This window comes from Tolypothrix sp. PCC 7601 (assembly GCF_025677855.1).
Classification (GTDB): domain Bacteria; phylum Cyanobacteriota; class Cyanobacteriia; order Cyanobacteriales; family Nostocaceae; genus Aulosira; species Aulosira diplosiphon.
Genome location: NZ_CP064879.1, coordinates 8,569,202 through 8,593,956, shown reverse-complemented (window position 1 = coordinate 8,593,956; position 24,755 = coordinate 8,569,202). Strand labels below are relative to the sequence as shown.

14 protein-coding genes and 1 pseudogene are annotated in these 24,755 nt (G+C 40.9%); 9 read left to right on the top strand and 6 right to left on the bottom strand.

Features of this window, described 5'->3' with window-relative positions; translation table 11 throughout:
• Nucleotides 1–144: 144 nt before the first annotated feature.
• On the bottom strand, nucleotides 145–627 hold the full coding sequence (locus HG267_RS34870; protein WP_045870150.1) for a hypothetical protein: 483 nt from the start codon (nucleotides 625–627) through the stop codon (nucleotides 145–147).
• Nucleotides 628–774: 147 nt separating this feature from the next.
• Nucleotides 775–1,227 carry a cupin domain-containing protein gene (locus HG267_RS34865; RefSeq protein WP_081583995.1) on the bottom strand — a complete coding sequence of 151 codons (453 nt, stop codon included), beginning with the start codon at nucleotides 1,225–1,227 and terminating at the stop codon, nucleotides 775–777.
• A 207-nt stretch (nucleotides 1,228–1,434) separates the two neighbouring features.
• Between HG267_RS34865 and HG267_RS34860 the strand changes: the two genes are divergently transcribed.
• Both HG267_RS34860 and HG267_RS34855 read left to right on the top strand, forming a co-directional pair.
• Nucleotides 1,435–2,964, top strand: a complete 1,530-nt coding sequence (locus HG267_RS34860; RefSeq protein ID WP_045870151.1) for an ATP-binding protein — start codon at nucleotides 1,435–1,437, stop codon at nucleotides 2,962–2,964.
• Between the two features lie 106 nt (nucleotides 2,965–3,070).
• A complete protein-coding gene (locus HG267_RS34855) occupies nucleotides 3,071–3,463 on the top strand; it encodes a response regulator (protein WP_045870152.1) in 393 nt (130 codons plus the stop codon).
• On the opposite strand, the pseudogene HG267_RS34850 reads toward HG267_RS34855, so the two are convergent.
• Both HG267_RS34850 and HG267_RS34845 read right to left on the bottom strand, forming a co-directional pair.
• Nucleotides 3,452–3,614: pseudogene (locus tag HG267_RS34850) on the bottom strand (IS1 family transposase); the annotation flags it as partial. The gene HG267_RS34855 and the pseudogene HG267_RS34850 sit on opposite strands and share 12 nt — an antisense overlap.
• 11 nt (nucleotides 3,615–3,625) lie before the next feature.
• Nucleotides 3,626–3,838, bottom strand: coding sequence for a hypothetical protein (locus HG267_RS34845; protein WP_155539198.1), 213 nt, complete (start codon nucleotides 3,836–3,838; stop codon nucleotides 3,626–3,628).
• Between the two features lie 108 nt (nucleotides 3,839–3,946).
• Between HG267_RS34845 and HG267_RS34840 the strand changes: the two genes are divergently transcribed.
• The 3 genes from HG267_RS34840 (at nucleotide 3,947) to HG267_RS34830 (ending at nucleotide 13,911) form a co-directional block, all read left to right on the top strand.
• Complete coding sequence (locus HG267_RS34840) at nucleotides 3,947–5,284, top strand: AAA-like domain-containing protein (protein WP_045870153.1); 1,338 nt, start codon at nucleotides 3,947–3,949, stop codon at nucleotides 5,282–5,284.
• A gap of 41 nt (nucleotides 5,285–5,325) precedes the next feature.
• Entirely contained in the window at nucleotides 5,326–7,440 is a 2,115-nt protein-coding gene (locus HG267_RS34835) for a carotenoid oxygenase family protein (RefSeq protein WP_045870154.1), read from the top strand.
• Between the two features lie 270 nt (nucleotides 7,441–7,710).
• Entirely contained in the window at nucleotides 7,711–13,911 is a 6,201-nt protein-coding gene (locus tag HG267_RS34830; protein ID WP_045870155.1) for an AAA family ATPase, read from the top strand.
• A 365-nt stretch (nucleotides 13,912–14,276) separates the two neighbouring features.
• Here HG267_RS34830 and HG267_RS34825 read toward each other — a convergent pair whose 3' ends face one another.
• Entirely contained in the window at nucleotides 14,277–14,432 is a 156-nt protein-coding gene (locus HG267_RS34825) for a hypothetical protein (RefSeq protein ID WP_155539200.1), read from the bottom strand.
• Between the two features lie 389 nt (nucleotides 14,433–14,821).
• Between HG267_RS34825 and HG267_RS34820 the strand changes: the two genes are divergently transcribed.
• The gene (locus tag HG267_RS34820) at nucleotides 14,822–16,366 is read left to right on the top strand and encodes a hypothetical protein (RefSeq protein WP_045870156.1); all 1,545 of its coding nucleotides are present in this window, start codon (nucleotides 14,822–14,824) and stop codon (nucleotides 16,364–16,366) included.
• Nucleotides 16,367–16,376: 10 nt separating this feature from the next.
• Here the strand turns inward: HG267_RS34820 and HG267_RS34815 are convergent, their stop codons facing one another.
• Entirely contained in the window at nucleotides 16,377–16,514 is a 138-nt protein-coding gene (locus tag HG267_RS34815) for a hypothetical protein (protein ID WP_155539202.1), read from the bottom strand.
• Between the two features lie 41 nt (nucleotides 16,515–16,555).
• On the opposite strand from HG267_RS34815, the gene HG267_RS34810 reads away from it, so the two are divergent.
• From HG267_RS34810 to HG267_RS34800, 3 genes are all read left to right on the top strand, one after another.
• The gene (locus tag HG267_RS34810; protein ID WP_045870157.1) at nucleotides 16,556–20,335 is read left to right on the top strand and encodes a hypothetical protein; all 3,780 of its coding nucleotides are present in this window, start codon (nucleotides 16,556–16,558) and stop codon (nucleotides 20,333–20,335) included.
• Nucleotides 20,336–21,239: 904 nt separating this feature from the next.
• Entirely contained in the window at nucleotides 21,240–22,799 is a 1,560-nt protein-coding gene (locus HG267_RS34805) for a flavin monoamine oxidase family protein (RefSeq protein ID WP_045870158.1), read from the top strand.
• 194 nt (nucleotides 22,800–22,993) lie between these two features.
• Nucleotides 22,994–24,730: a di-heme oxidoredictase family protein gene (locus HG267_RS34800; RefSeq protein ID WP_045870159.1), complete on the top strand. Its 1,737-nt coding sequence runs from the start codon at nucleotides 22,994–22,996 to the stop codon at nucleotides 24,728–24,730.
• Nucleotides 24,731–24,755 lie beyond the last annotated feature (25 nt).

Below are 24,755 nucleotides of genomic sequence, written 5' to 3'. Positions count from 1 at the left end.
GGATGCCGTGCCCCTACATCCAGGTTTTACGATATTTCCTAAATAATAAACGCCTCTTCTTGCTATGCAGAAGAGACGTTTTAAGTTCGGTATAATGCTGACAATTTAATCAATTAACAACTCAGTCAATGTTGTTTACATGACTTACACTTTTGCTAATGCCAATTCTGCTGTAAACATTTTTTTAGTTTCTGGGTGAGTTGTAAATTGTAAGTATTGAGTAGCCATTTCTGGTGTTAGCAGTTCAATCATGAGTCTGTTTTCTACCCAAAATTCAATCACATCAAAAAAGGTTTCACGGGTACAACGAACAGTGCGCCAACCTTCGCGATCGCCAATTTTTTGAATTTCTTCTTGGATAGCAGGTACAGAAATAGCTGCATGAATATCTACATATTTAGGAGAGGTAGCATTTTGGACAAATTCGCATTGTCCATCGCCTTCGCCTGGTTCTAATTGGGTACCGGAAGGATAAAGTTCGATGGCTGTACCATGTTCATCAAAAGGTATAACCATATAGCTACCTGGATGAGGAGGAAAGGGAACAGCTTCTGCTTTTAAAATTTCTGCCAAAACTTGAGCGACATGGTGAGGGTTGTTAACAGCAAAGGAAATATGGTGAATCATAAAGTAACCTCAGTTCGATGTTTTATAGATTAGGACACAATCGGGGAGAACTAGGGGAGAAAAGATGATTTTGTCTAAAAAAATTGCCAGCAGTTGTACTAACTGATGGCAAACGAGATTGAGTATTATTGAGTTGAAAATTCAAATTTAAGCAATAAATTTAAGATTGTACTTATCTAAAATTGGCTGCACCTTTTCCATATCTAGTGTCAAGCTATTTGCCACTTCACCCATTTCTTCATAAAAAGTTTTGGCGTTACCAGGTGCAATAAAAACTAAAAATTTAGCAAAAGCTGAACGAATTTTAAAAGCGTGGGCAATATTAGCAGGAATATTCACAAAATAGCCTGGTGTTGCCGTCACGGTTTGTTTACCAACTTGTAATTCTACCTCACCTTCTAAAATGTAGAATGCTTCTTCCCAAGGATGAGTGTGTAAAGGCGGGCCGTTATTTTCTGTGTCTGTAAATTCGTAAATTGTCCAAGCCCCATTAGTTGTTTCACCAGTTGCTTTTGTGGTAAAGTATCCGCCTAGCACAGAGAATTTGTTACCTTCTCCTGGTGCTATAACTGTTGGTTTATGCATGAGTGAATTTGACATACTAGCTACTCCTAGTTCTTGAATAAGTTAACTATTAACTATGAACTTAATTTGATATTTTTCAGATTAGAAATAAATCGGGAAGAAATAGGGGAGAAAATCAAGATATGAAGAAGTTATTCGTAAAAGATTATTAAGCTAGTGAATTAACGGTAAAATTTCTATTCATAATTAAGAGCCTGATTCTGGCTCAGAGTTAATATTGCGATGCCCACCCAGCTATTCAATTCTCCGAAAGCAGACATTTTGGTAATTGATGATACACCGGAAAACCTGAATCTTTTATCTGCTATGCTCACCGAACAGGGGTATAAAGTTCGCAGTGTGACTAAAGGTTCTACAGGTTTGCGGGGAGCGAATGCAGTTCCCCCCGATTTGATTCTGCTGGATGTTAATATGCCAGAGATGAATGGTTATGAGGTTTGCCAACAATTAAAGACAAGCGATCGCACTCGTGATATTCCAGTAATTTTTATCAGCGCTTTGGGTGATGTGCTGGATAAGGTGAAGGCGTTTGCAGTTGGCGGGGTAGATTACATCACCAAGCCTTTTCAACTAGAAGAGGTTTTAGCCAGAATTGAAAACCATTTAACGATTCGCAACCTGCAAAAGCAACTCCAAGCGCAAAATCAGCAATTGCAGCAGGAAATACGCGATCGCACCAAAGCTGAGGAGAAATTTGCCAAAGTCTTTCGTTCTAGTCCCAACCCAATTGCGATCGCCACCATTTCAGAAGCGCGGTTGCTTGATGTTAATCCCAGCTTCCTGAAGATGAGTGGCTACAATGTAGATGAGGTAATTGGGCATACCATCGCAGAACTTGATTTAGGTAAAAATACAGTAGCAATCGCCCAAACAATTCAACGTTTACCTGAAAGTGGTTCGCTGTACAATTTGGAATTTGAATTTTCTACCAAATCTGCCGAACTCAAGACAATCTTACTCTCCATCGAATTAATCGACTTGGCGGGAGTACCCTGTGCTTTATTAATTGCCAATGACATCACCGAACGCAAACGCCTAGAAAATGAGTTTATCTCTTTAGTTAGTCATGAGTTGCGGACACCTTTAACTTCCACAATGGGAGCATTAGATTTATTAGGTTCAGGACAGCTGGGAACTTTAACCGCACAGGGACAAAAAGTTTTAAGCATTGCTACCAATAACACTGAACGTTTAATCCGGTTGGTGAACGATATTCTCGATTTAGAACGGATGAAATCAGGCAAAATCTTCATGCGTAAAGCCAAGTGCAATGCTGCTGAACTGCTGATTACAGCCACAGAAGCTATGCAAGCAATGGCAGATAAACTTCAAGTTAAACTAATTGTTAATCCCGTAGCGGTGGAACTTTGGGCCGATGCGGATCGCCTGTTGCAAACCTTCACCAACCTACTCAGCAATGCCATTAAGTTTTCCGAACCTGGGGATACAGTATGGATTGGTGCCACACTTTCAGAAAATCAAAGTATTGAGCCTCAACCCGATGCACCTAGTTACCTTTTGATTACATTCCGAGATGAAGGACGAGGAATCCCGGAAGATAAATTACAACTTATCTTTGAACGCTTTCAACAGGTTGATGCATCCGACTCCCGCAACAAAGGCGGAACAGGTTTAGGACTGGCTATTTGTCGGAATATTGTGCAGCAACATAACGGTAAAATTTGGGTTCAGAGCGTTTTAGGAGAAGGCAGCACCTTTTACGTACTTTTACCTTTAGCTGACTCTAATTAGCATCTGCTTACGGCTCTAATCTCCCCCATTTCTCCCCGATTGCATTTTAGAATAGCTCTAGAGTTATCAAGCTAGTCAGCATCACATATCATGCAAGGATGGCACCATGAGCAGAAATATCTTGATTGTTGATGACGAAGAAGACGTACAGGCGATCGCAAAATTGGGTTTAGAATTGGGTGCTGGTTGGAATGTGTTGACAGCTTGTTGTGGACAGGAAGCATTGAATATTGCTGCTAAATCACCAGTTGATGTCATCCTTTTAGATATGATGATGCCGGATATGGATGGGCGTACGACTCTGCAAAAATTAAAGGCTAATCCTGCTACTCAGGAAATTCCGGTGATTTTACTAACTGCCAAAGTTCAAGAATCAGATCAAGATTGCTTTACTGGCTTAGATGTCGCTGCTATCTTTGCCAAGCCTTTCCGTCCCTTAAAATTAGCAGGGCAAATCAGTGAAGCATTAGGCTGGGCTTATAGTGAAATAGATAGTTAAGCATTCTTGTTTTACCTCATTTGAGTAGCCTTTTGGTGGACTATAAACATCGATAAATTGACGACCACATTTAACACATAGGTGATGAGCGTTTACCTCGTCGCTTACCGTTTTTTCTAATCTCCGTAGACTCACAGTATGGACAATGCACAGTATAAAACCTCAATTCATTGAAAGCGGCGGGAAACTCCATCCCCTTGTGGGTGGAGAGGGACAGCCGCCCCGCCGCTTGGGGCATTGGGGAGGCAGTGCGTTGGACGGGTTTCCCGGCTTAAAGCAACTGCCGTCATAGGGCATTGGTAATTTCTTCGCCATGCCCCATGCCCGATTCCCCATGCCCAAAAACTCCATCCACAAGGGGATGGAGTTTTTCATCCCTTGATTATGCAACGCCAATTTCAGAAAACCTGTCTTGAATTCAGGAAAATACTAAACAGCATATGTAGTTAAGGTGAATTTTGCTGCCCAGCTTCGATAAGAAAGATGTATTTACAAAAAACTCGACGCAGACGTGGTGTACTCCTAACCCCTGAAGGATTGAAAAAACTTCAAACAGCTAAGTCTGAAGCAGAGATGCTTGAAAACTCAGGTAATCGGTATACTCTTGAAGCATTGAATGAACGTACAAGTTTGTCAGTTGATACATTAATGAAGATATTTGCTTGTGAAGTAGGAGTAGACAAGCAAACCTTAAAGTACTGTTTTCAGGCGTTTAATCTCGTTTTGGAACGGAGTGATTATGAATTTCCGGAAGTACAACACCAAGATGAAGCCTTAGCTATTAACTTGCTCGGAATCGAAACAACACCAGAGATCCCAGAAGGTCAAGTCCCTCTAGATTCGGCATTTTATTTAGAACGCCCTCCGATTGAAGCTGATTGTTACAAAGCTATTTTGCAACCTGGAGCTTTAATCCGCATCAAAGCCCCTAGACGGATGGGAAAAACTTCATTGATGTCTAGAATTCTAGAGTCTGCAGCCAACGAAGGTTACCGCACTGTCTCTTTAAGCTTCCAGCTAGCTGATAAAGCAATTTTTCAAGACTTAGATAAATTCTTGCGTTGGTTTTGTGCAAGTATCAGTTTGGGTTTACAGGTACCAAACCAACTCAAAGACTATTGGGATGAGATTTTTGGCAGCAAAATTAGCTCAAAAATTTACTTTGAGCAGTATCTTTTAACAGCAACAACCAACCCTATTGTCCTGGGTTTAGACGATGTAGATAGGTTATTCCAATATCCTGATTTAGCTGATGATTTTTTTGGCTTGTTACGTGCTTGGCATGAGGAAGCCAAAAATCGAGAGATTTGGAAAAAATTGCGGTTAGTAGTGGCCCACGCCACCGAAGTGCATATTCCCTTAAATGTGAATAAGTCACCTTTTAATGTGGGGTTGCCAATTGAGCTACAAAGCCTCAACATCAAACAAGTTCAAGCTTTAGCCGAGCGCTATGGTTTAAACTGTGCAGAGCCAGCATTAGAACAATTATTGGCTTTGGTTGGCGGACAACCCTATCTTGTCAGACTAGCTTTTTATAATTCATGGCAACAAAGTGTCACTTTAGAGAAATTATTATCAACTGCTCTAAGTGCAAATGGAATTTACCGCGAACACCTGCAACAACAATTGTGGAACCTCCAACAAAATCCAGAATTGGTAGCTGCCTTTGCGGAGGTTGTCAAAGCTGCTAAACCTCTGGAATTACCTCTAGAGCAAGCATTCAAATTGCAAAGCATGGGATTAGTAAATTTATTCGGTAATCGAGCTACCCCTAGCTGTCAGTTATATGCCAAATATTTTGGCGGTCTTTTGAGTAACTAGCAAGCATTAGCTGTTTAATCCAATCCATAAAGGAAATTACCATGTCTCAAGAGTCATGTATTGAAACTAAGAGCCAACATCTTCAAGGCTACCCGAAAGTGCCAAAATCAATCATGAAAGCTAGCCGATGTGATCTCACAGATATTCAAATGCAGATTTGTGGAAATCTTCCTCAGGATTTGCAGGGCCATGTATTCATGGTTACTCCCGTAGGAAGTGTTAATTCTGGAGGTCTTCCCTATCCCAATGGAGATTCTCTATTGTGTGGCGATGGCATGATTTATCGGTTGGATTTTGATTCCCAGGATGAAGTGAGATTGACAACCCGCCTTGTCAAACCACCTGATTACTATGCTGACAAAGCAACTCATTACAACTCAAAGTATGAAAAATATCGTTTTCGTAATCATGGACTGACTAGATTTTCGCTATGTTTGGGTATTCGTAACCAGCTCAACACAGCTTTTCTCCCCATGAAATTTGGCTCAGATTCCCAGGAACGGTTACTAATTACTTATGATGCAGGTCGTCCTTATGAGATTGATACTAAAACCCTAGAAGTTGTTACCCCTATTGGCACTAATCAAGAATGGCAATCGGAATTCAATGGTTATAATGTACCTTTTCCTCCCTTCTTGAGTACGGCTCATCCTGCTTTTGATTCCCATACACAGCAGATGTTCACCATTAACTATGGTAGATCATTAGCTAATTTTCTAGATGTCATTCCTTTTATTTATGACTTGGAGCAACTTCCGCAAGAAATAGATGAGTTTTTAACTGCACTTGCCTCATTTCTGCGAGTAAATTTCCTCAAAGATATTTTTGATTTTTTCTCGCAATCTTTACAAATGTTTTTACAACTCTACGTCAAATTTGTAGAGAAGCTAACTAACTTAAAAATTGATGACTTTGTTTATCTAATTTCTTGGGATGGTGCAGGGGCTTTGGAACGGTGGAAGCTAATTTTACCCGATGGTTCACCCGTGCCAATTGACCAAAGTATACATCAGATTGGGGTGACAAAAGATTATGTTGTGATTATGGATACAGCCTTTGCCACAGGATTAGAACAAGTACTCAATAACCCTTTGCCAGAAAATAAAAAAGCTGAAATACTACTCAGAGACCTATTAGAGGGGCCTACCTCGCCAGATTCTTTAGTTTATATTGTGCGTCGTGCTGACTTGAAAGCAGGGCAATTTCCAGCATTTAATCAGCAAGAGGTTGAAGTATTAGTAAAAAAAGTTGTGTTGCCTTTGGCAACAGCACATTTTTTAGTAGACTACGACAACCAGCAGGGAAACATTACACTCCATGCCGCCCATATCTGCGGTATGAAATTAGCTGAATGGCTGAGACAATATGATGTTTCTGCTTACAACCCCCAAAATCCTATACCGTCGTATCTGTGGGGGATGGAAAATAGTGAAACAGATATTGGGCGTGTGGGACGCTATTTAATTAATGGAGAAACCGGAGATATAGTTGAGTCACATGTTATTTCTGATTTTGAATGTACTTGGGGTGTAGAACTCTATGCTTATCCAGAACAAGATCCTCAAACAAAAAAACCTTTAGATCGCCTGGAAGACATTTACTGGTGTTCTTTTGGACTATGGAAAGACTTGCTGACGCAATTTATTACTAACCTGTATAAGAATTACCGCAATAGGCAGGTTCCTCTGGCAAAAGTGCTGGACTTGGCTGGTAAGGGAATACCTGCCTATTTATTTCGGCTTCATGCTTCATCTAAAGAAGCACTAGCGATCTGCGATCGCTATCAATATCCTCCAGGACATATCACATCTTCACCTCAGTTTATCCCCCGTCGTTATGCTGAAAAACCCACTGATGGTTATATCATCTGCACAGTATGGTATGAAAATAACAAGGAATTCTGGCTCTTTGATGCCAATCATTTATCCAAAGGCCCGCTATGTAAACTGTCCCATCCTTCACTAGATTTTGCCTTTACCTTACATACTACTTGGTTACCAAATATTGGTCGCCGCCAAGCACCTTATTATATTAATGTGCGCGAAGATTACCAGGAATTAGTACATCAAGTATCTCAAAAACATCCTGATATTCAGGATTTATTTGAACAAGAAGTGTACCCACATTTTGAATCTTGTGAAAACATTAATACATAATTTTCTGGGGATAAATTAGCATACATACAGCAGATTTGATGTTGATAAGGTACAGCAACTAATTGAAAAAGTAGTGAGTAATAAGTAGTGAGTAATAAGTAGTGAGTAATAAGTAGTGAGTAATAAGTAGTGAGTAATAAGTAAATTTCCTACTCATTACTCATTACTCATGATGTACTTCACTTAGTTCAAAAGTGCTGTATAAATCCTGTAGAGACGTTCTCTCAGAACGTCTCTAATTTAGTAAAGAGAATAGGAATTGTGCAACTTATGATTACTATACCGGGATATGAAATTTTTGAAAAAATTCATGAAAGTACGGAAACAGTTGTTTACCGAGGCAATAAACAACAGAAACAACAGCCAGTAATCATTAAGCTGCTCAACTCTGACTATCCTACATTAGAAGAAATTACTCATTTACGGCATGAATATAAAGTTCTCAAAGATATTACCAGCGAGCGAGTTGTTAAAGCTTATAATTTAGAAAATTACCATCATAGTTTGGCACTGATTTTAGAAGATTTTGGTGGTCAGTCTTTAAGCCAAGTTATCCTCTCTAGCCAATTAAACATTTGTGAGTGTTTGCAGATAGCGATCGCTCTGGCAGAAACATTAATTGATTTAGAGCAAGTCGCAATTATTCATAAAGATATTAAACCTAGCAATATCATTATCAATGTTGCAACTGGACAGGTAAAATTAACTGATTTCGGTTTGTCTTCACGGCTATTTTTAGAGAAACCAAGTATCAGTAACCCTAACTTATTAGAAGGTACTTTGGCTTATATGGCACCTGAACAAACCGGGAGGATGAATCGCTCAATTGACTATCGTAGCGATTTTTACTCTTTAGGAGTAACTTTATATGAAATGCTGACAGGGAAACTGCCATTTACAACCCAAGATCCCCTAGAGTTAGTTCACTGTCACATAGCCAAACAACCCATACCACCTCACGTCCACAAGCAGATTCCTCAAGCCGTTTCTGATATTGTCATGAAACTGTTAGCTAAAAACGCTGAAGAACGATATCAAAGTGCTGAGGGACTAAAATTCGATTTAGAAACTTGCCTACAACAGCTGCAAACTACAGGAGAGATTGAAAATTTGATTCTCGGTCAACGCGATCGCGGTAGTCAACTTTTAATCCCACAAAAGCTTTATGGTAGAGAACAAGAAGTTGCTATGCTGATGGATGCTTTCTCACGAGCTAGTCAGGGAGCAACAGAAATGATGCTAGTTTCCGGTTATTCAGGTATTGGTAAAACTTCCATTGTCAATGAAGTTCACAAACCTATTGTTGCCGCTAGAGGATATTTTATTACAGGTAAATTTGACCAGTTTAAACGGGATATTCCCTATGCTGCTTTAATTCAAGCTTTCCAAGAATTAATTCGTCAGTTATTAACAGAGAATGAGCAGCAGATTGCTATTTGGAAACACAAACTATTAGTAGCTTTAGGTTCTAACGGTAAAGTCCTCATTGATGTAATTCCAGAAGTAGAGTTAATTATTGGCTCACAACCTGATGTTCCCCAGCTAGGCGGTACTGAATCTGAAAATCGATTTAACCGTGTTTTTCAACAATTTGTCAATGTTTTCTGCCAGCTTGAACATCCATTAGTCATGTTTTTAGATGACTTACAATGGGCAGATTCTGCATCTTTGAAATTAATTAGCTTGTTGATGACAGATGATAGTAGCCGATATTTATTCTTCATTGGTGCCTACCGAGATAACGAAGTCAACCCTACTCACCGATTAATACAAACGCTACAAAAGATCCGCCAAACAGATACTGTGGTGCATAATATCACCGTAAAACCTCTGTTACTCACCCATGTCCAACAATTAGTAGCAGATACACTATCTGGTGCGACTACTACTAACAAATTTGAGTTATTAGCCGAGTTAGTATTCAATAAAACTCAAGGTAATCCCTTTTTCTTAACTCAGTTACTGAAAAGCTTATATAGCGAAAATCTGCTAGTTTATCAGGTAGCTATCAATAACTGGCATTGGGACATTGAACAAATTCAAGCTGTTGGTATTACTGACTACAATATTGTTGAATTAATTGCGAGAAATATCCGCAAATTGCCACCAGCAACACAGGAAGTTTTACAGTTAGCAGCCTGTATTGGCAACCAATTTAACCTAGAAGTTTTAGCAACTGTAAATGAAAGCTCAGAGATGATCGCAGCTAATCATTTGTGGAGTGCTTTGCAAGCTGGTCTAATTTTGCCTTTATCTTCAAATTACAAAATTCCTCTCGCATTTACCGAGACAGAATCAGATAGTTTGCTAGCTAATAATCTCAAAATTAACTATAAATTTTTACATGACCGGGTGCAACAAGCAGCTTACTCTCTAATTCCCGAACAAGATAGAAAAACTACTCATTTAAAAATTGGTCAACTTTTACTAAAAAATAGTACACCAGCAAGCCAAAAAGATAATATCTTTGCCTTAGTTAACCAACTGAACTTTGGAATTGACTTACTAACAACGCAAAGCCAAAAGCATGAATTAGCCCAATTAAATCTAATAGCTGGTCAAAAGGCTAAAGCCGCTACAGCTTACGAAGCTGCTGTTAAATACTTGAATATTAGTCTGCAACTAATACATCCTCATGGTTGGGAAAATCAATGTACATGGATTTTACAATTATATATAGAGACAGCAGAAGCAGAATATCTCAATACTAATTTAGAACAAGCATTATTTTTATGTAATTTAGCTATCAAAGAAGTTAATAATCTCTTAGATAGTTTGAAATTTTACCAAGTAAAACTTAAAATTTATTTAGCTAAAAGTGAGATTAATACCGTTTTAGAGCTTGGGCAAAATATTTTAGCAATGCTAGGGATTTATCTAGTGGAATCTCCGCCAGAAAACCTTAATATTGAGCATTTGGCCAGCCTATCACCCATGAATAATCCCTACAAACTAGCAGCAATGGAGATTTTAATTCTTCTATTTGCTCCTGCTTGTTTTGCGGAAAGTCCGATAGCATTACCAATCCTGTATACAATGGTTGAGCTTTCTCGTCAATATGGAAATTGCCTACCATCGATTCCTGCTTATGCAATTTACGGTTCACTTGTAGCTTGGTTAATACCAAATATTAATTTGGCTGATCAAATGGCTCAGTTAGCTTTAAAAATATCAGAGCAATTAAATGCTAAACAATTTAAATATCAAGCCTTTCTTACGATTAATATTTGTATCCTTTTCAAAAAAAATCATATTAAAACAACTATAGATAATTTATATGAAATAATTGCAAGTGGGCTAGAGGTTGGCGATATTGAGTTTGCTTGTCATGCAGCAAACTTTTACTGTTCTCATAACTTCTTTGTAGGGAACCATTTAGAATTCGTTGCTAAAATCCAGACAGATTATATTAATTTTATCAATAAACTTGAACAACAACATCCACTTTATCTCACTAAAATATGCGCTCAGGCAGTAGATAATTTACTCAATCAATCTCTAGTTAAAACTCAATTAATTGGTGAAATTATCAACGAAGAAGAAGTTTTGCCTTATTTGATGTCAATTAAAAACTTGATGTCGTTATTTGATGTTTATTTTTATAAATTATTTCTTTGCTATCTTTTTGAAGACTATAAAAATTCTATAGAATATGCCAGAATTGCGGCAGATTATGCTCGTTATGTCCAAAGCAATGTTAGTTTTACGTTGCATAACTGGTTTTATTCTCTAGCATTGTTGGCTGAATATAGTAATAATTTAGCATCCAAAATTAAACAAGAGAATGAATTACAAGATTACTGGCGGCAAGTAGATAAAAATCAACAAATCATGCAATACTGGGCTGAACATGCTCCCATGAATTATCAACATAAATATGAATTAGTGGAGGCAGAAAAGGCAAGAGTATTGGGACAAACACAGGCTGCTATGGAACTATATGATTGTGCTATAGCTGGCGCTAAAGAAAATAGTTATATCCAAGATGAAGCACTAGCTTATGAATTGGCTGCAAAGTTTTACTTAGCTTTGGGACGGCGTGAAATTGCACAAACTTATATGACCAAAGCACACTATGCTTATATTTGCTGGGGAGCAATTGCCAAAGTCAAAGATTTAGAATCTAAATATCCGCAGCTAATTTTAGTATCAAAAAAAGATGCAAGATTAGATAAAAAAAATATTGCTCATGTTTCTACCACCAGCAGTAATTCAGAAGTATTAGATGCGACAACAATTATTAAAGCTTCTCAAACTCTTGCTAGTGAAATTATTTTAGATAATTTACTCAAAAAATTAATGACTATTGTCATTGAGAATGCTGGCGCTCAAACGGGGTTTTTAATTTTAAAGCAACAAGAACAGCTATGTATTGTGGCCCATGGTACTGTAGATAATTCAGTAGTAGTGTGCCAATCAGTCTTATCTGAAACCAGCCAACAGCTACCTAATTTTTTAATTAATTATGTAGTCAGAACGAGAGAAGATGTAATTTTAATTGATGCTACTCAAGAGGGGAGATTTACTCAAGATGCTTATGTGATTGCCAAGCAACCTAAATCTATATTATGTACCCCCATTATTCACCAAGGTGAGCTTTTTGGGCTACTTTACTTAGAAAATAATCTTGCTGTTGGTGCTTTCACATCAGAGAGATTAGAAGTTTTGAAAATTTTAGCTTCTCAAGCAGCAATTTCCATTAAGAATGCTCAACTTTATCAAAATTTGACGCAAGAAATCAAAGAACGCCAACAAGCAGAAGAAGCATTACGTGAAAGTGAGAAAAAGTTAACGCAACTGTTGGAAGCTGTACCCATTGGTATATTTGTTATAGATAACCAAGGAAAACCCTACTATGCTAATCAAACTGCACAAAAAATTTTAGGTAAGGGAATTGTTGGTAATTCTAAAACTAATCAATTAGCCCACATATATCAAGCTTACGTACAGGGAACAGAAAAGCTTTACCCTACCGAAAAGCAACCCATTGTCAGAGCTTTAAACGGTGAAAGTATGATTATTGATGATATGGAATTGCATCTAGGGAATAAAATTATTCCTTTGGAAGTGTTAGCAACACCCATTTTCGATCATAAAGGTCAAATTATTTATGCGATCGCAGCTTTTCAAGATATCACCCAACGTAAGCAAGCAGAAGCAGAGCGAACTCAGTTTACCCAAGAACTTGCTCTCAAAAATACAGCTTTGCAGCAAGCAACAGCGCAATTAGCTGAGTCTAACCGCAATTTAGAAACAAAAGTTCAAGAGCGAACTAAGGAGTTAAGCCAAACTTTAGAAATTCTCAAAGCCACGCAAGCTGAATTAGTGATTGAAAATGCTTTATTAAGAAGTGCAGAACAAACTTTCACTTATGAATATCAGGTAGGGGGAAGTTTACCAATAGATGCACCTACTTATGTAGTACGCCAGGCAGATAGATATCTTTATAAAGCATTGAAGCAAGGAGAGTATTGTTACATATTTAATGCTCGACAAATGGGCAAGTCTAGCTTGCGAGTACAAATCGTGAAAAGGCTACAATCCGAAGGCTTCGCCTGTGCTGCTATTGATATTTCCGAAATTGGCAATCGGCAGCTAACTATGGAACAATGGTATGCAGGTTTCATTTATATATTAGCCAATAGTTTAAATCTGCTCGATCAAGTTAATATTCGTACTTGGTGGCGCGAGTATGACTTTTTATCGCCTGTGCAACGTTTTAGTAACTTTATAGATGAAATAGTTTTAGAAAATCTTCCGCAAAATAATATTGTAATTTTTATCGATGAGATTGATAGCGTTAGCAATCTTAACTTTGAAATAGATGACTTTTTTGTCCTCCTCCGCAATTTTTATAACAAACGCGCTGACTTCCCCAAATATAAACGGCTCACTTTTGTTTTTTTGGGAGTAGCAAATCCCTCGCAATTAATTCAAGATAAAAAACGCACACCTTTTAATATTGGTCAAGCTATCCAATTGAATGGCTTTCAATTGCACGAAGCCCAACCATTATTACAAGGATTAGCTGAAAGAGTCGGTAATGCTCAGAATGTCCTAAAGGAAGTATTAGCCTGGACTGGTGGACAACCTTTCCTCACCCAAAAACTGTGTAAACTCATTCGTAATTCCTCCGCAAGCATTCCTCAAGGTAGTGAAGCCGATTGCATAGACAACTTAGTGCAAACACAGGTAATAGAAAATTGGGAAGCTCAAGACGAACCTGAGCATTTAAAAACTATACGCGATCGCCTCCTGAATCTGGAATCTGATATTGTTCCGATATTAAAGCTATATCAGGCAATTTTGCATCAACAAGAGGTAACTGCGGTTGATAGCCCAGAAGAAAAGGAATTACTGTTGTCAGGTTTGGTAGTCAAGCAGCAGGGTAAATTAAGAGTCCATAACCGGATTTACGAATTTGTATTTGATGGCGATTGGATTGAGCAGCTGCTTTACAAATATCAGTAGACCGAACGATCAAATCATTCTTATACAGATTTATTTCTACTCAAAGACCTATTGACAAAATTCGCTCGCTTTTAACTTGTGACCGAAGTACAAGCTCTGTCTCAATACTTGTCGGTTAAGGGGAAAAGGGGAAGGGTAAAAGGGGCAAGAAAAAACCTTTAACCCTTACCCTTTCACCTTTTCCCCAAACCAAATTCCGAGTTGAAAATCCTTAACCGAGCAGTATTGAGCTCTATCTCAGTTTCCCCCTTGCTAAAAACTCCCCTGCCTCTTTTGACAACTGGCTGTTTTGAGTTTTTTTGAATACTAAATTAATCAGAAGATAAAGCCTATGATCAGGCTTTAAGGAAGATAAGCAGCAAAATTCATTGAAAGCGGCGGGAAACTCCATCCCCTTGTGGGTGGAGAGGGACAGCCGCCCCGCTGCTTGGGGCATTGGGCATTGGTAATTTCTTCGCCATGCCCCATGCCCGATTCCCCATGCCCAAAAACTCCATCCCCTTGTGGGTGGAGTTTTTCATATTAGGTTAAATTTCCGAAATTACTACTGGCTATGGTTTTGAGAGATAAATAACAAAAAAATATTAAGTTCTTTCTTAAAAGCCTAAACTGCGATTGTGATTCAAAAGCGAAAAAGGCAAATTAGATTTACGTTCCCAAAACACCAGTGGGTACTGCACAAAAAACTGATTAAATTACACAAAATAAACAGCAAAGGAGACTGTTAAATGCCGAATTTCACTATTCGCTTGCATAAACCGCAAAAGTCCAAGGTGTAACTTCTCAGAGAGTTAAATGAGTTACTTCAATTAACTAGCATAAGTACTATGTTTTTGGCAAAACAAAAACTGCAGCACATTAACAGCATTAGTTCTAACTATTATCTGCCCCATCTATTCAGGAGATTTATATGGCTAACAATATCAATGATGCTCTAACTGGTTACGATATGGTCTGGGCAATCACGCAGGACACCCTTCAGTCACAATTAACGTGGTTATTTTCGATGGGCTTCATCTCAAATGAGGTGAAATTTGGAAATTTGGACAATGATGGCTTAGAGTTTGATGGTGTCATCGATCAGCCTGACCTGATCATCGCCAATGAATCATCTAACGCGATCGCTTACTTTGTCGTCAAGTTCGCTTCCGGAAAAATTAAGTACTATACTGGCTTTGGAAGAAATGCCAAGCTTGAAGAAACCAATCTCACACCAGACCCGAATAACATCGACCAAACCACTTGGAAGCTCGCCTTCAAAGTTCAGCTCAACATCGCACTGCTCGCTGAAAATTACAAAGATAAAAAATCAATTCCTCCCAGTATCCAAGACAAGCTCTCTAACTTCAAGTCATCCGATTTTACGGTGAAGAACATCTTCCTGGACTTCCAAAACTCGGATATGACGACCTACGATGAGGGACTGTCAAATATCCCAACTAGTAGTTCGTTCCTAAAGTCAAATTTCTCTGGGATGCTGGGTGCCTGGATTTTGGATCAGCAAAAAACCGATAACCCCTACATTCTAGGCTACACAGCTGACGCTCCATTCAACGAGTCATCAATCTTTCAGCCAACCGGATCGACTTTCTCCTCCCATCGCTTTAAGCCGATCGCGCCTGAAAATGCAGGTCTGAGTACCCTCAATTTTCTGTTAATGACTGACGGTACAACCCCCTCTTCCCAAGGTGGACAATTCAATTACAACCTGGTTGAGTCAAATGAGTTTTCTGGGACAGGGTTAGTGGCGAAAGAGATCGTCTGTTCCAAGTGGATTGAAACCCAAGTTTTGCCTGCGCTGAAACATGCGATCCGGGGTGATGGCAATTGGCAGCGGCAAGGCGAAGATGTTAAATGGGTTTACGAATTTAGTCCACCTGATGTGAAAAAGACTTATAAGAATGCAGACTCAGGAATAGTCGATGTCCATGCAACTTATAGCAGCCAAACTTATGCTGTGGCTGAGATCCGACAAAGCATCACCGATTCACAGGGAAATAGTTACCCAGGCATTTATATCAGTGGGTATTACTACTACAGAGCCGATTTGGAAGAGAAGCCACTTGGCATCGAAACAACTGCTTGGCAGTATGATAAGTTGCCTTGGGAAGTCAAGCTGTTCATGAAAGCAGGTACAAACGGCAAAATTCAGTTGTGGTCAGAAACCACGAAAGGGAACAAGGACAGCGGGCATGATGAATCTTGGCTGGCGGAGTTTGCTGACTTGTTTGACGGTGGATATAACAGCTGGCTCCAAAGTGTAGATGAATCCTACACTTCCCTTTCTAACAATAGTTTTGATTCCCTGACCTCCTATTTACACAATACACTGAGTCAACTTGAACAGCAGGTGATTCTGCCAGCACCCAGCGTCTTTGTCTACAAAGATGTCAGCTTCACAGACGAGAAAAATATGAAGGTTCATCTCTCCTACAATACTCAGGTTTCCCCTTAAGCAAGAGATGTCATTTTAATTCGACCTTTTGCGTCATCTGGCTAAAAAAGCTGAGGAAAGAGGATTCAGTATCTTGCAGAACGACTAAGATACCAAGACCCTCAGCTTTAGCTTGCTCTAGATAACTTTGATGACGCAAAAATTTCATTGATTAATCGCCTCATCCAAACCAGTTCCAAAAATTAGGAGATGACTGTGCTAAGTACTACGGCAGCTAAATTCCAAATTGATGCTACACCTGAAAGCGGCTATAGTGAGTTGGAATTCTCTGTTTCCACAGAGATCATGAAAGACCACTCGGCTGGAATGCCCGTCGATCCTCAGCATCGAATTGCGGTTTTACGCGATCGCAATAATGCACCAATGATTTTTTCAATTGGGTCAGATTCAGGTTTTTATCTAATTCTACGTGACCCAAGTAATGCAGCAGGGTGGAAGCAAATCGATCTACGTCCAGGTATTCATAAAAGCTTTTCCTACATGGGCGAGAATGCCACAGCCCAAGCGATGGCGGTGTCCCAAGATGCCAACGGAACCATTCGGATTGCGGTTGCCCTAAAGCCAGTCAATGCCCCAGGAAAAAACAATATCCTGTTTTTGACGAAAGATTTATCGAATGATCCATCTAAGACAAATTGGGACGATCTCTCCACAGTGTGGGTAGAGCGTCCTGACAATCTTGGAGGTGTGCAAATTACTCAAATCAAACTGGGCACTAATAACGATCGTCAGGGTACACCCACCGTTCTGGCAATTGTTGAAGTGAATGGGGAAGAGAAACACTATTTTGTGAATTCAAATTTCTCTAACACCAGTTGGATTTGGCAAGCTTACCCCATTCCCCATAATGCAGACAAAATCTTAGATGTTGCAGTAGGAACCTTCGGCGTGCGTGGCACTTGGGCACTCTACACCGTTGGGGCAGAAAAAGTATTAACCTTCACCAGTCTTCGTACGGCACAAATGCCACAACCGATTGACATTGTCTACAAAAATATACCCCCAAATTTGCAAGCGATTGGCACGCTCCCTAGCAAAGACGGCAAGAATACAGATGTCTATGCGGCAGGAGATGGATTGTATGTATACCGAACCGTTACTCCTCCCCACGGTAGCCCCACCTATGTCACTATCGCCGATCGCAATGCTGTACCAGGTGCGAGTGAATTGATCCTCTCACAGGCAGGCAATACAGTTTCTATTTGGGCGATGGATGAAAATGAACAGTTGGTGTTTGTGCAAGGTAGAAATGATGATGCACAAGCTTGGACAACCCCTGTTCCTCTGTTGAACAATGTCTCGCAAATTGCACCTTTATGCGATGCTCAAAATCAGGTCAATGATGTTTTTATTGTGACCAATGACAGCAAGCTGGAATACATGTGGCGAGACGAATCCAGCACGCTGTGGAACACGCAGGAGATTGGGATTCACAGCACCGGGACGATGCTGACGTATCAAGCTTACGTAACTCATATCAAGGTCAAATCTAGCAATACATCCCAGCAGCTCGTTAACAATCCGCTGAAGATCAGTGCCTCTTCCTATGGCTATGTCACTATTAATGGTCGATCGCACATCATCTCGCCCAATCATGAAATTAACGTTGTACCTGATGAAATGGGTGTTGTGACGATTACTCAAAAAATTGAAGATATTGCAGCCCCCATTCTTCATGTCAAAGCTGATTTCTTAACCACAGGGTTTGACGTACACTCGTCTGCGCCATTGAACCAAGGGCTGCGAAACATGACGGCTGACGATCTGGCAAATGCCACGTTCCAGTATGGAGATCAGCAGGGACAGAAGGTGCTACAAGGAAAATATGCGGACTCTTCCCATATTCAAGCATCCACACAAGTCTTGAGCAAAATTACAGACTTGGCATTAATTACCTTTGATGATTCAACTCACGCACACCTAGCAAATCAAGGCGTAAAGCTGAATCCATCTGGTAAAGCCGAGAACAAAATCGACGTGAATAAACTACCGAACAGTTATGCCTGGGGCTTTACATGGGATGACAGCACCCTAAATTTCTCCGATGGCCCCCATGCGATCGAGTCCATTGGCAAGATTTTGGAGGCAAATCCGCTCACCTGGTTCATTGGGGATGTTCTGGAGCACTTCGGCAAAAAGCTGGAGAGCAAGCCCAAGAGTTTCTTCATGCATCTGACTGCTGAGGGAGTCCTGGAACTGGTGATCGACTTCGGTGAGTCTGTAATTCAGACCGCCATCGATGTGGTCGAGCAAGTTGTCAAAGCGTTGAGTTGGGTACTCAAAGAGCTATTCGGCATCGATTTGATGAAAATTTTGGAATGGTTAGGCTTTCTCTTTGAATGGGATGACATCCTAGTCACGCATGAGGTATTGGTCAATGCTGCCAACAACCTGATCGAATTTGGCAAGTCGGAAGTCAGCCTGTTCAAAGACTATATCAATACATTTTGCGATTATTTGTTGAGCGAACTGAAAAAGATTCAGCCCTACCCTTCTGAAATTGGAACCACATCTGCCCAAAAGATATCAGATACAGGACAATCCGCTGCCCGTTCTGGAGATAACGGGAATGGGTTTGAAAAAGTGTTCACCTTCTTCACAGATAGTCCGGTTGGCAATTGGGGCATGGCTCAATTGCTTCAAGGTAATATTCTGGAAGGCAGTGATCAGCGAAATACAGATAGCCCTTGGGTAGTTCAACTTACCAATGCTGTTGCCCGATTTGCAGGTGACACAATCCTGGAAGAATTCAACGACTTCGAGACGACCATTTCTCAAATTGCCACCGATCTAAAGCGTCTGTATGATGACGATGACCTTTCGTTTAATAAGATTCTGGCACAACTGGGTGGCGATATCCTCGAAGGAATGATTGAGGCAATTCGCATTTTCTTGACCAAGCTGCTGGATTTGCTCGTTGATATCCTTTCGGCTCTAAAGACAGGTGTAAATGAGACGATCGATATCCCGTTGCTGTCTCCTCTCTACAAAATGATTACCAAAGGCAAGGATCTATCTGCCCTAGATGCCATGATGCTGATTATGGCAATTCCGACTACCGTTGGGATGAAATTAGTGTTGGGCAAAGCGCCTTTTGATCAGGGTTATGTTGTGCCGTTTAACATGCCCCCTGTCACCGAACTGCCTCTCCCCTCAACTCCTGGTATCGTTAGTCCAGCGGCAATTCGCTCCGTGATGCCTGCAAGTATTCGCTCCGAGGCAATTCCAATCAGTCCGGTCGCTAGCTTTGCTACAGTGGCGACGGCATTGGTTGAAAATGGCAATCAAGAGAGTAAGCCCGAAATTGGGGAAGACTTACGGAACTGGACTTATACAACTGCGGTTCTACTCCTCATCGGCAGCTTAGGTACCACTATTGTCGATATACTTGCGTACAAGGCGATGGCGAAGCTAAAAAATCAGGAAGGAAAACCGCTCGTTGGCAAAGAGAATGCTCTAAAAGAGGCGAAGGTGAAATATGCAATCTTTCACCTCGCCTTCCGCCTACCGATTATTATTGCTTCTTTCCCCTATACCGCCAATAAAGCAAGTTATGGAGTGCAGATGAGTGTTGGGGTGCTGAACCTGACCGCCATCGTAAAAGATGGTTTCTTTGCTGCTGCAAAAGACGACAAGGACTTTGACAAAGCAAGCATTGTCGTGGATGCCATCTATACTTTACTGGAGCTAGTGTTAGAGATCCCGATTTTGGTTCTCGAACTGAATGAGGCAGAGAAAGAGCATAATGACCATGCGAAACGGGACGTTGAGATGAAGTTTGCTCAACATGGGATTGCGACCCTGAGTGAAATTGGCAAGGCAGTAGAAGAACTAGATGTTGTCAAACATCCCATTGCTGAGGGCATTCTAGTCGGTGCTGTGATCTTTCTGAATTTAGGGGCAAACGGAGTCAACCTTACCCGCATGATCTTAAATGCCGCAAAAAACGAACCGCACCACAACGTCTAACCCATACCATATTTAATTTGCAAAAACCTTGAGACTGGAATGGCACTACAAGACTTTCACAGGCTTAACTGAATCGTATTGACCGTGCCAATTTTAGATTGCCGATTTTAGATTTTTTGGTTCATGCCCCGTCCCTAGTGGACGGAACAAATCCAAAATCCAAAATCCAAAATCCAAAATTTAAAATCCTTAAGCCCTGCACCCTTGTGGTCGGGGTCAATCCAAAATCCAAAATCTAAAATCCAAAATTCGTTGACTTATACCCATCTTCTGTATTTGTGTCAGAAGTACGGATATCAATACTGCTCGGTTAAGGATTTTCAACTTTTAATTTGGTTGGGGGAAAAGGTGAAAGGGTAAGGGTTAAAGGTTTTTTATTGCCCCTTTTCCCCTTCCCCTTTTCCCCTTAACCGACAAGTATTGGTACGGATATATCATCGACTCGTTGGTTTGTAATTATGGGTTCAGTTGCCATAATTCTGAACCTATACCGATTTATTCATTTTTGGAAATATGCCTTTCGGTATACTTATTTTCCTAACTCCTCAAAAAATGAGTGAACTGGGAGTAATAAAGAACACAAAGTTTTGTAATGATTTTAAATTTCTGCAAACAATTGGAGTTTTAGGGTGAAAACATAGTATGTTAATTGATTAGTAATACATAGCTAGTAACCTGATTAAATTAGGTTGTAATAGTCAGCCTTTCATAATTCTTCCCCTTACGCCCCTACATTTAAATGACATTCATCTATTCTTGTTTTGCGCTTAACAAGAGTGACATTCAGTACAGGTCTAAAGCTGGCATATGAATACTACCAACTTTGGGTAGATGCGAATTAAGAGGACATAATATCGACTTTTGATTATTTTCTAAACCAAGCATGAATAGAGGATAAAAAATCATGGCTGATATCGATATTGCGATCATTGGAGGTGGTGTATCGGGTGTTTACAGTGCATGGCGGCTCAAAGAAGCTTATCCACATAAGAAGATTGTTGTCTTCGAGGGAAGCGATCGCATCGGTGGGCGTTTACTGTCAGTGCGACCACCAGGCATCAAAAATATGGTTGCAGAGCTTGGCGGGATGCGTATTCTTCCAGGAGTACAACCCCTAATCACCAAACTCATCGACAAGCTCAACGAGATACTTCCAGCAGAGCAGCAGATTGAGTTATATGACTTTCCAGTTGATCAGCCTGAAAATATTGCTTATCTGCGTGGTGTTTATCTGCGGCTTTCCGACTTCAGCAATGAACCTGAGAAAGTGCCGTATTATCTCTCATTTTTGGAGCGCGGTCATTCAGCAGGCAACATCATTATCAATGCAATTGAGCAGATTGTCCCAGGAATCACCGATCCAAACCTGAATGAATCCCAACGGCGACAAATGGCGCAGAATGCCAGCTTTGGTGAAAGGCCACTATGGGAACAAGGTTTCTGGAATGTGCTAATCCGTGTCATCAGTGGCGAAGCCTACGAACTAGGTGTCGATGCCGGTGGCTACAACTCGACACTCACTAATTGGAACGCTGCTGATGCAATTCCCTGGTATCTCTCCGATTTCGGTACTAACTCGAAATATAAGGGTTTTAAGAAGGGTTTTCAGGAAGTGCCGAAATCATTAGCGGCGCTTTTCCGTAGCGCCGAAGGTGTGATTGAGCTAAATAAGAAGATCGACGGCTTCGATTGGAAAGACGGCACTTTTGAAGTGTACATCCAGAACCAAAAGATGACAGCAAATTCATTAATCCTGGCAATGCCGCGCCGCTCACTGGATCTGCTTGCGCCGAATAGCCCGCCTCTGTTGAAGATTCAGGATCTAATCGCCAGCGTCACACCGCGTCCACTCTTCAAACTCTTCACAACCTATAACAATCCGTGGTGGCTGGCAGCAGGGGTCAAATCTGGACGAACAGTTACAGACTTACCAGTGCGACAAACCTATTATTGGCCTCAAGATGACGGCTCGGCGGCAACTGATGGGTCGGCGATGTTAATGGCAAGTTATGACGATGGGACAAACATCGGCTTCTGGGACGGCCTGCGTCCACGTCGGCGACAGGCCTGGCAAAAGCACAAGAAGGTTGCAGAATTCGTGAACAATCCATTCTTAGGCGATCGCCAGAAAAAGTCTGATAGCGAGTGGGATAAATATGTGGCACCAGCGCCGATGGTTGAAGAAGTTGCACGCCAACTGGCAAAGATCCACGGTCTGACCTACACACCAAAGGTAGAGGCGGCTGCATTCCGCGACTGGGGCGACGACCCATTTGGCGGTGGATGGAATAGTTGGAACATCGGTGTCAAAAGTTGGGAAGTAAAGCAAAAGATTATCCAACCGATTGCTGATTGCTCACTATATATCTGCGGCGAAGCTTATTCAAATGCTCAGGGCTGGGTCGAAGGTGCTTTGGAAACAGCCGATATGGTGCTAGAGCATTTTGGCATTGCTGAACTATAGCGATCGCGTCACCGCCCAGCATAGCTGATCGCGATTTTTCCCAAAAGAGCATGAACTAAAATTCCAGAACCAAATATGTCCAACCATTGAGGGTTCACAACAAGATGATTCAACTAAAAGGGAAATTTTTCCAGCTGATTAGCATTCTTCTTTTAGTCAGCTTCTTTAGTTTATTCGGATTCTGCACGTCCGATATGTTAGCTCAAACAACAAACCCACCAAATAAATATACAGAAGATCCAGTCTTTACTTCTGACGTTAACATTGACCAAAATACATTACTTAAAGGGGGATATAAACTACGTAAGGTTTTAGAGTCGGGAAATCAATTCTATACCAATCCCTATACACCTACAGACGGCATTGGTGAAGGGCCAACAGGGCCTCGTTCACCCCAAAGAGCAGCTTTATATCCTCAAGATCCGACCTTTCCCTTCTTGAGATTAAATGGTCTTGATTCCCAAAGTTGTTTTGAATGTCATAACAGCATTGGGGAATACAAACAACCAGGGACTCAAAGCAACGCTTTTCTACGCAAGCCTGGTGTGACTGGTGGTTCAGCAGGGTTTGCTAGCACCGCATTCATTAATCCTAATTTTCCGAAACATCTAACAGAATTACTTCGTAGCCCACCTCATGTTTTTGGTACAGGCTATACCCAGCAGTTAGGTGATGAGATTACCCTCGATCTGCAATATCTCAAATCGGTCGTCCATGAAATCGCTAAAAATCATCCAGGACAGTATGTAAAGCAAGATTTAAATTCCAAAGGAATCAACTTTGGTTACTTTGGTAGCACTTATAATGCAGACAGCAACTCATTCACAGACGATACCTCAGGAATCAAAGGGGTAGCATCAGACTTGATTGTTCGGCCTTTTCAATGGAAAGGAATTGCTTCCAGTGTTCGCCACTTCGTGCGCGATGCTCTAGATTTTCACTTTAGTCTACAAGCCGTAGAGAAAGTAGGACTGAATAATGACCCTGACAAGGATGGCAAAGTTAATGAAGTTACTGTAGGTAACCTATCAGCACTGACAACTTTTGTAGCGATGACCCGTCCGCCACAGCAGCAAATACCACCAGATCAGGCAACTGTGGTCAGTCGGGGTCAACAACTTTTCGGTGCAGGAACGGGTAATTTAAATTGCGTTAGCTGCCATATACCAAAGTTAACTATCAATAATCCCTACCTAACTATCGACGACCCAGAGATACCTTCAGCAACCAAGGCTGCTTTTTTATCTCAAGCCCCGCCCACTCTCATCAATGCCCAGCAATCTCAGGATGAACTATCTGTTATTCAGAAATTCCAGCGCTATTACAACCAGTTCAAACAAGAAATAGCCCAGATGGAAACAGCACCGACACTGGAAGGATTGCAAGCTGCCATTCCGGAGAAAAAAGCGATATTTGATCGGATTGTAGCAACAGGAGAGCGTAGCGCAGCTAAAACAAGTGAAGCTTTAACTGCAACACAGCAGCCAGTCACTGGTTATACGATTCCTCTGACTCCCATAGATAACACTTTACCAAGTTACATCTTCCCGCGTTTACCTCAAAACTCCAACGGCAAAATTACTGTCCCACTCTACAGCGATCTTCGTACCCACAACATGGGTAAAGGATTATCAGATTCAGTAAATCAAGGCACGGATGTTAAAGGGATATCTATCCAACCTCCTGACTTTTTAACTCGACCTCTATGGGGAGTTGCTGATACAGGCCCTTGGCTGCATGATGGTCGCGCTCGTTCTTTGCAAGAAGCGATCGCCAAGCACGCTAATCTTAGCGATCCTAATGATGGTAGTGAAGCGGCTTCAGCAGTACAAGCCTTCAAAAATCTGAGTTCTAGTGACCGAACTGCTGTAATTCAATTCTTGAATACTATGCGCCTACCCATCCAACCGAATCTGAAAATCCAAAATTAGTTTTTGCCATCAAAAATCTCTCGTT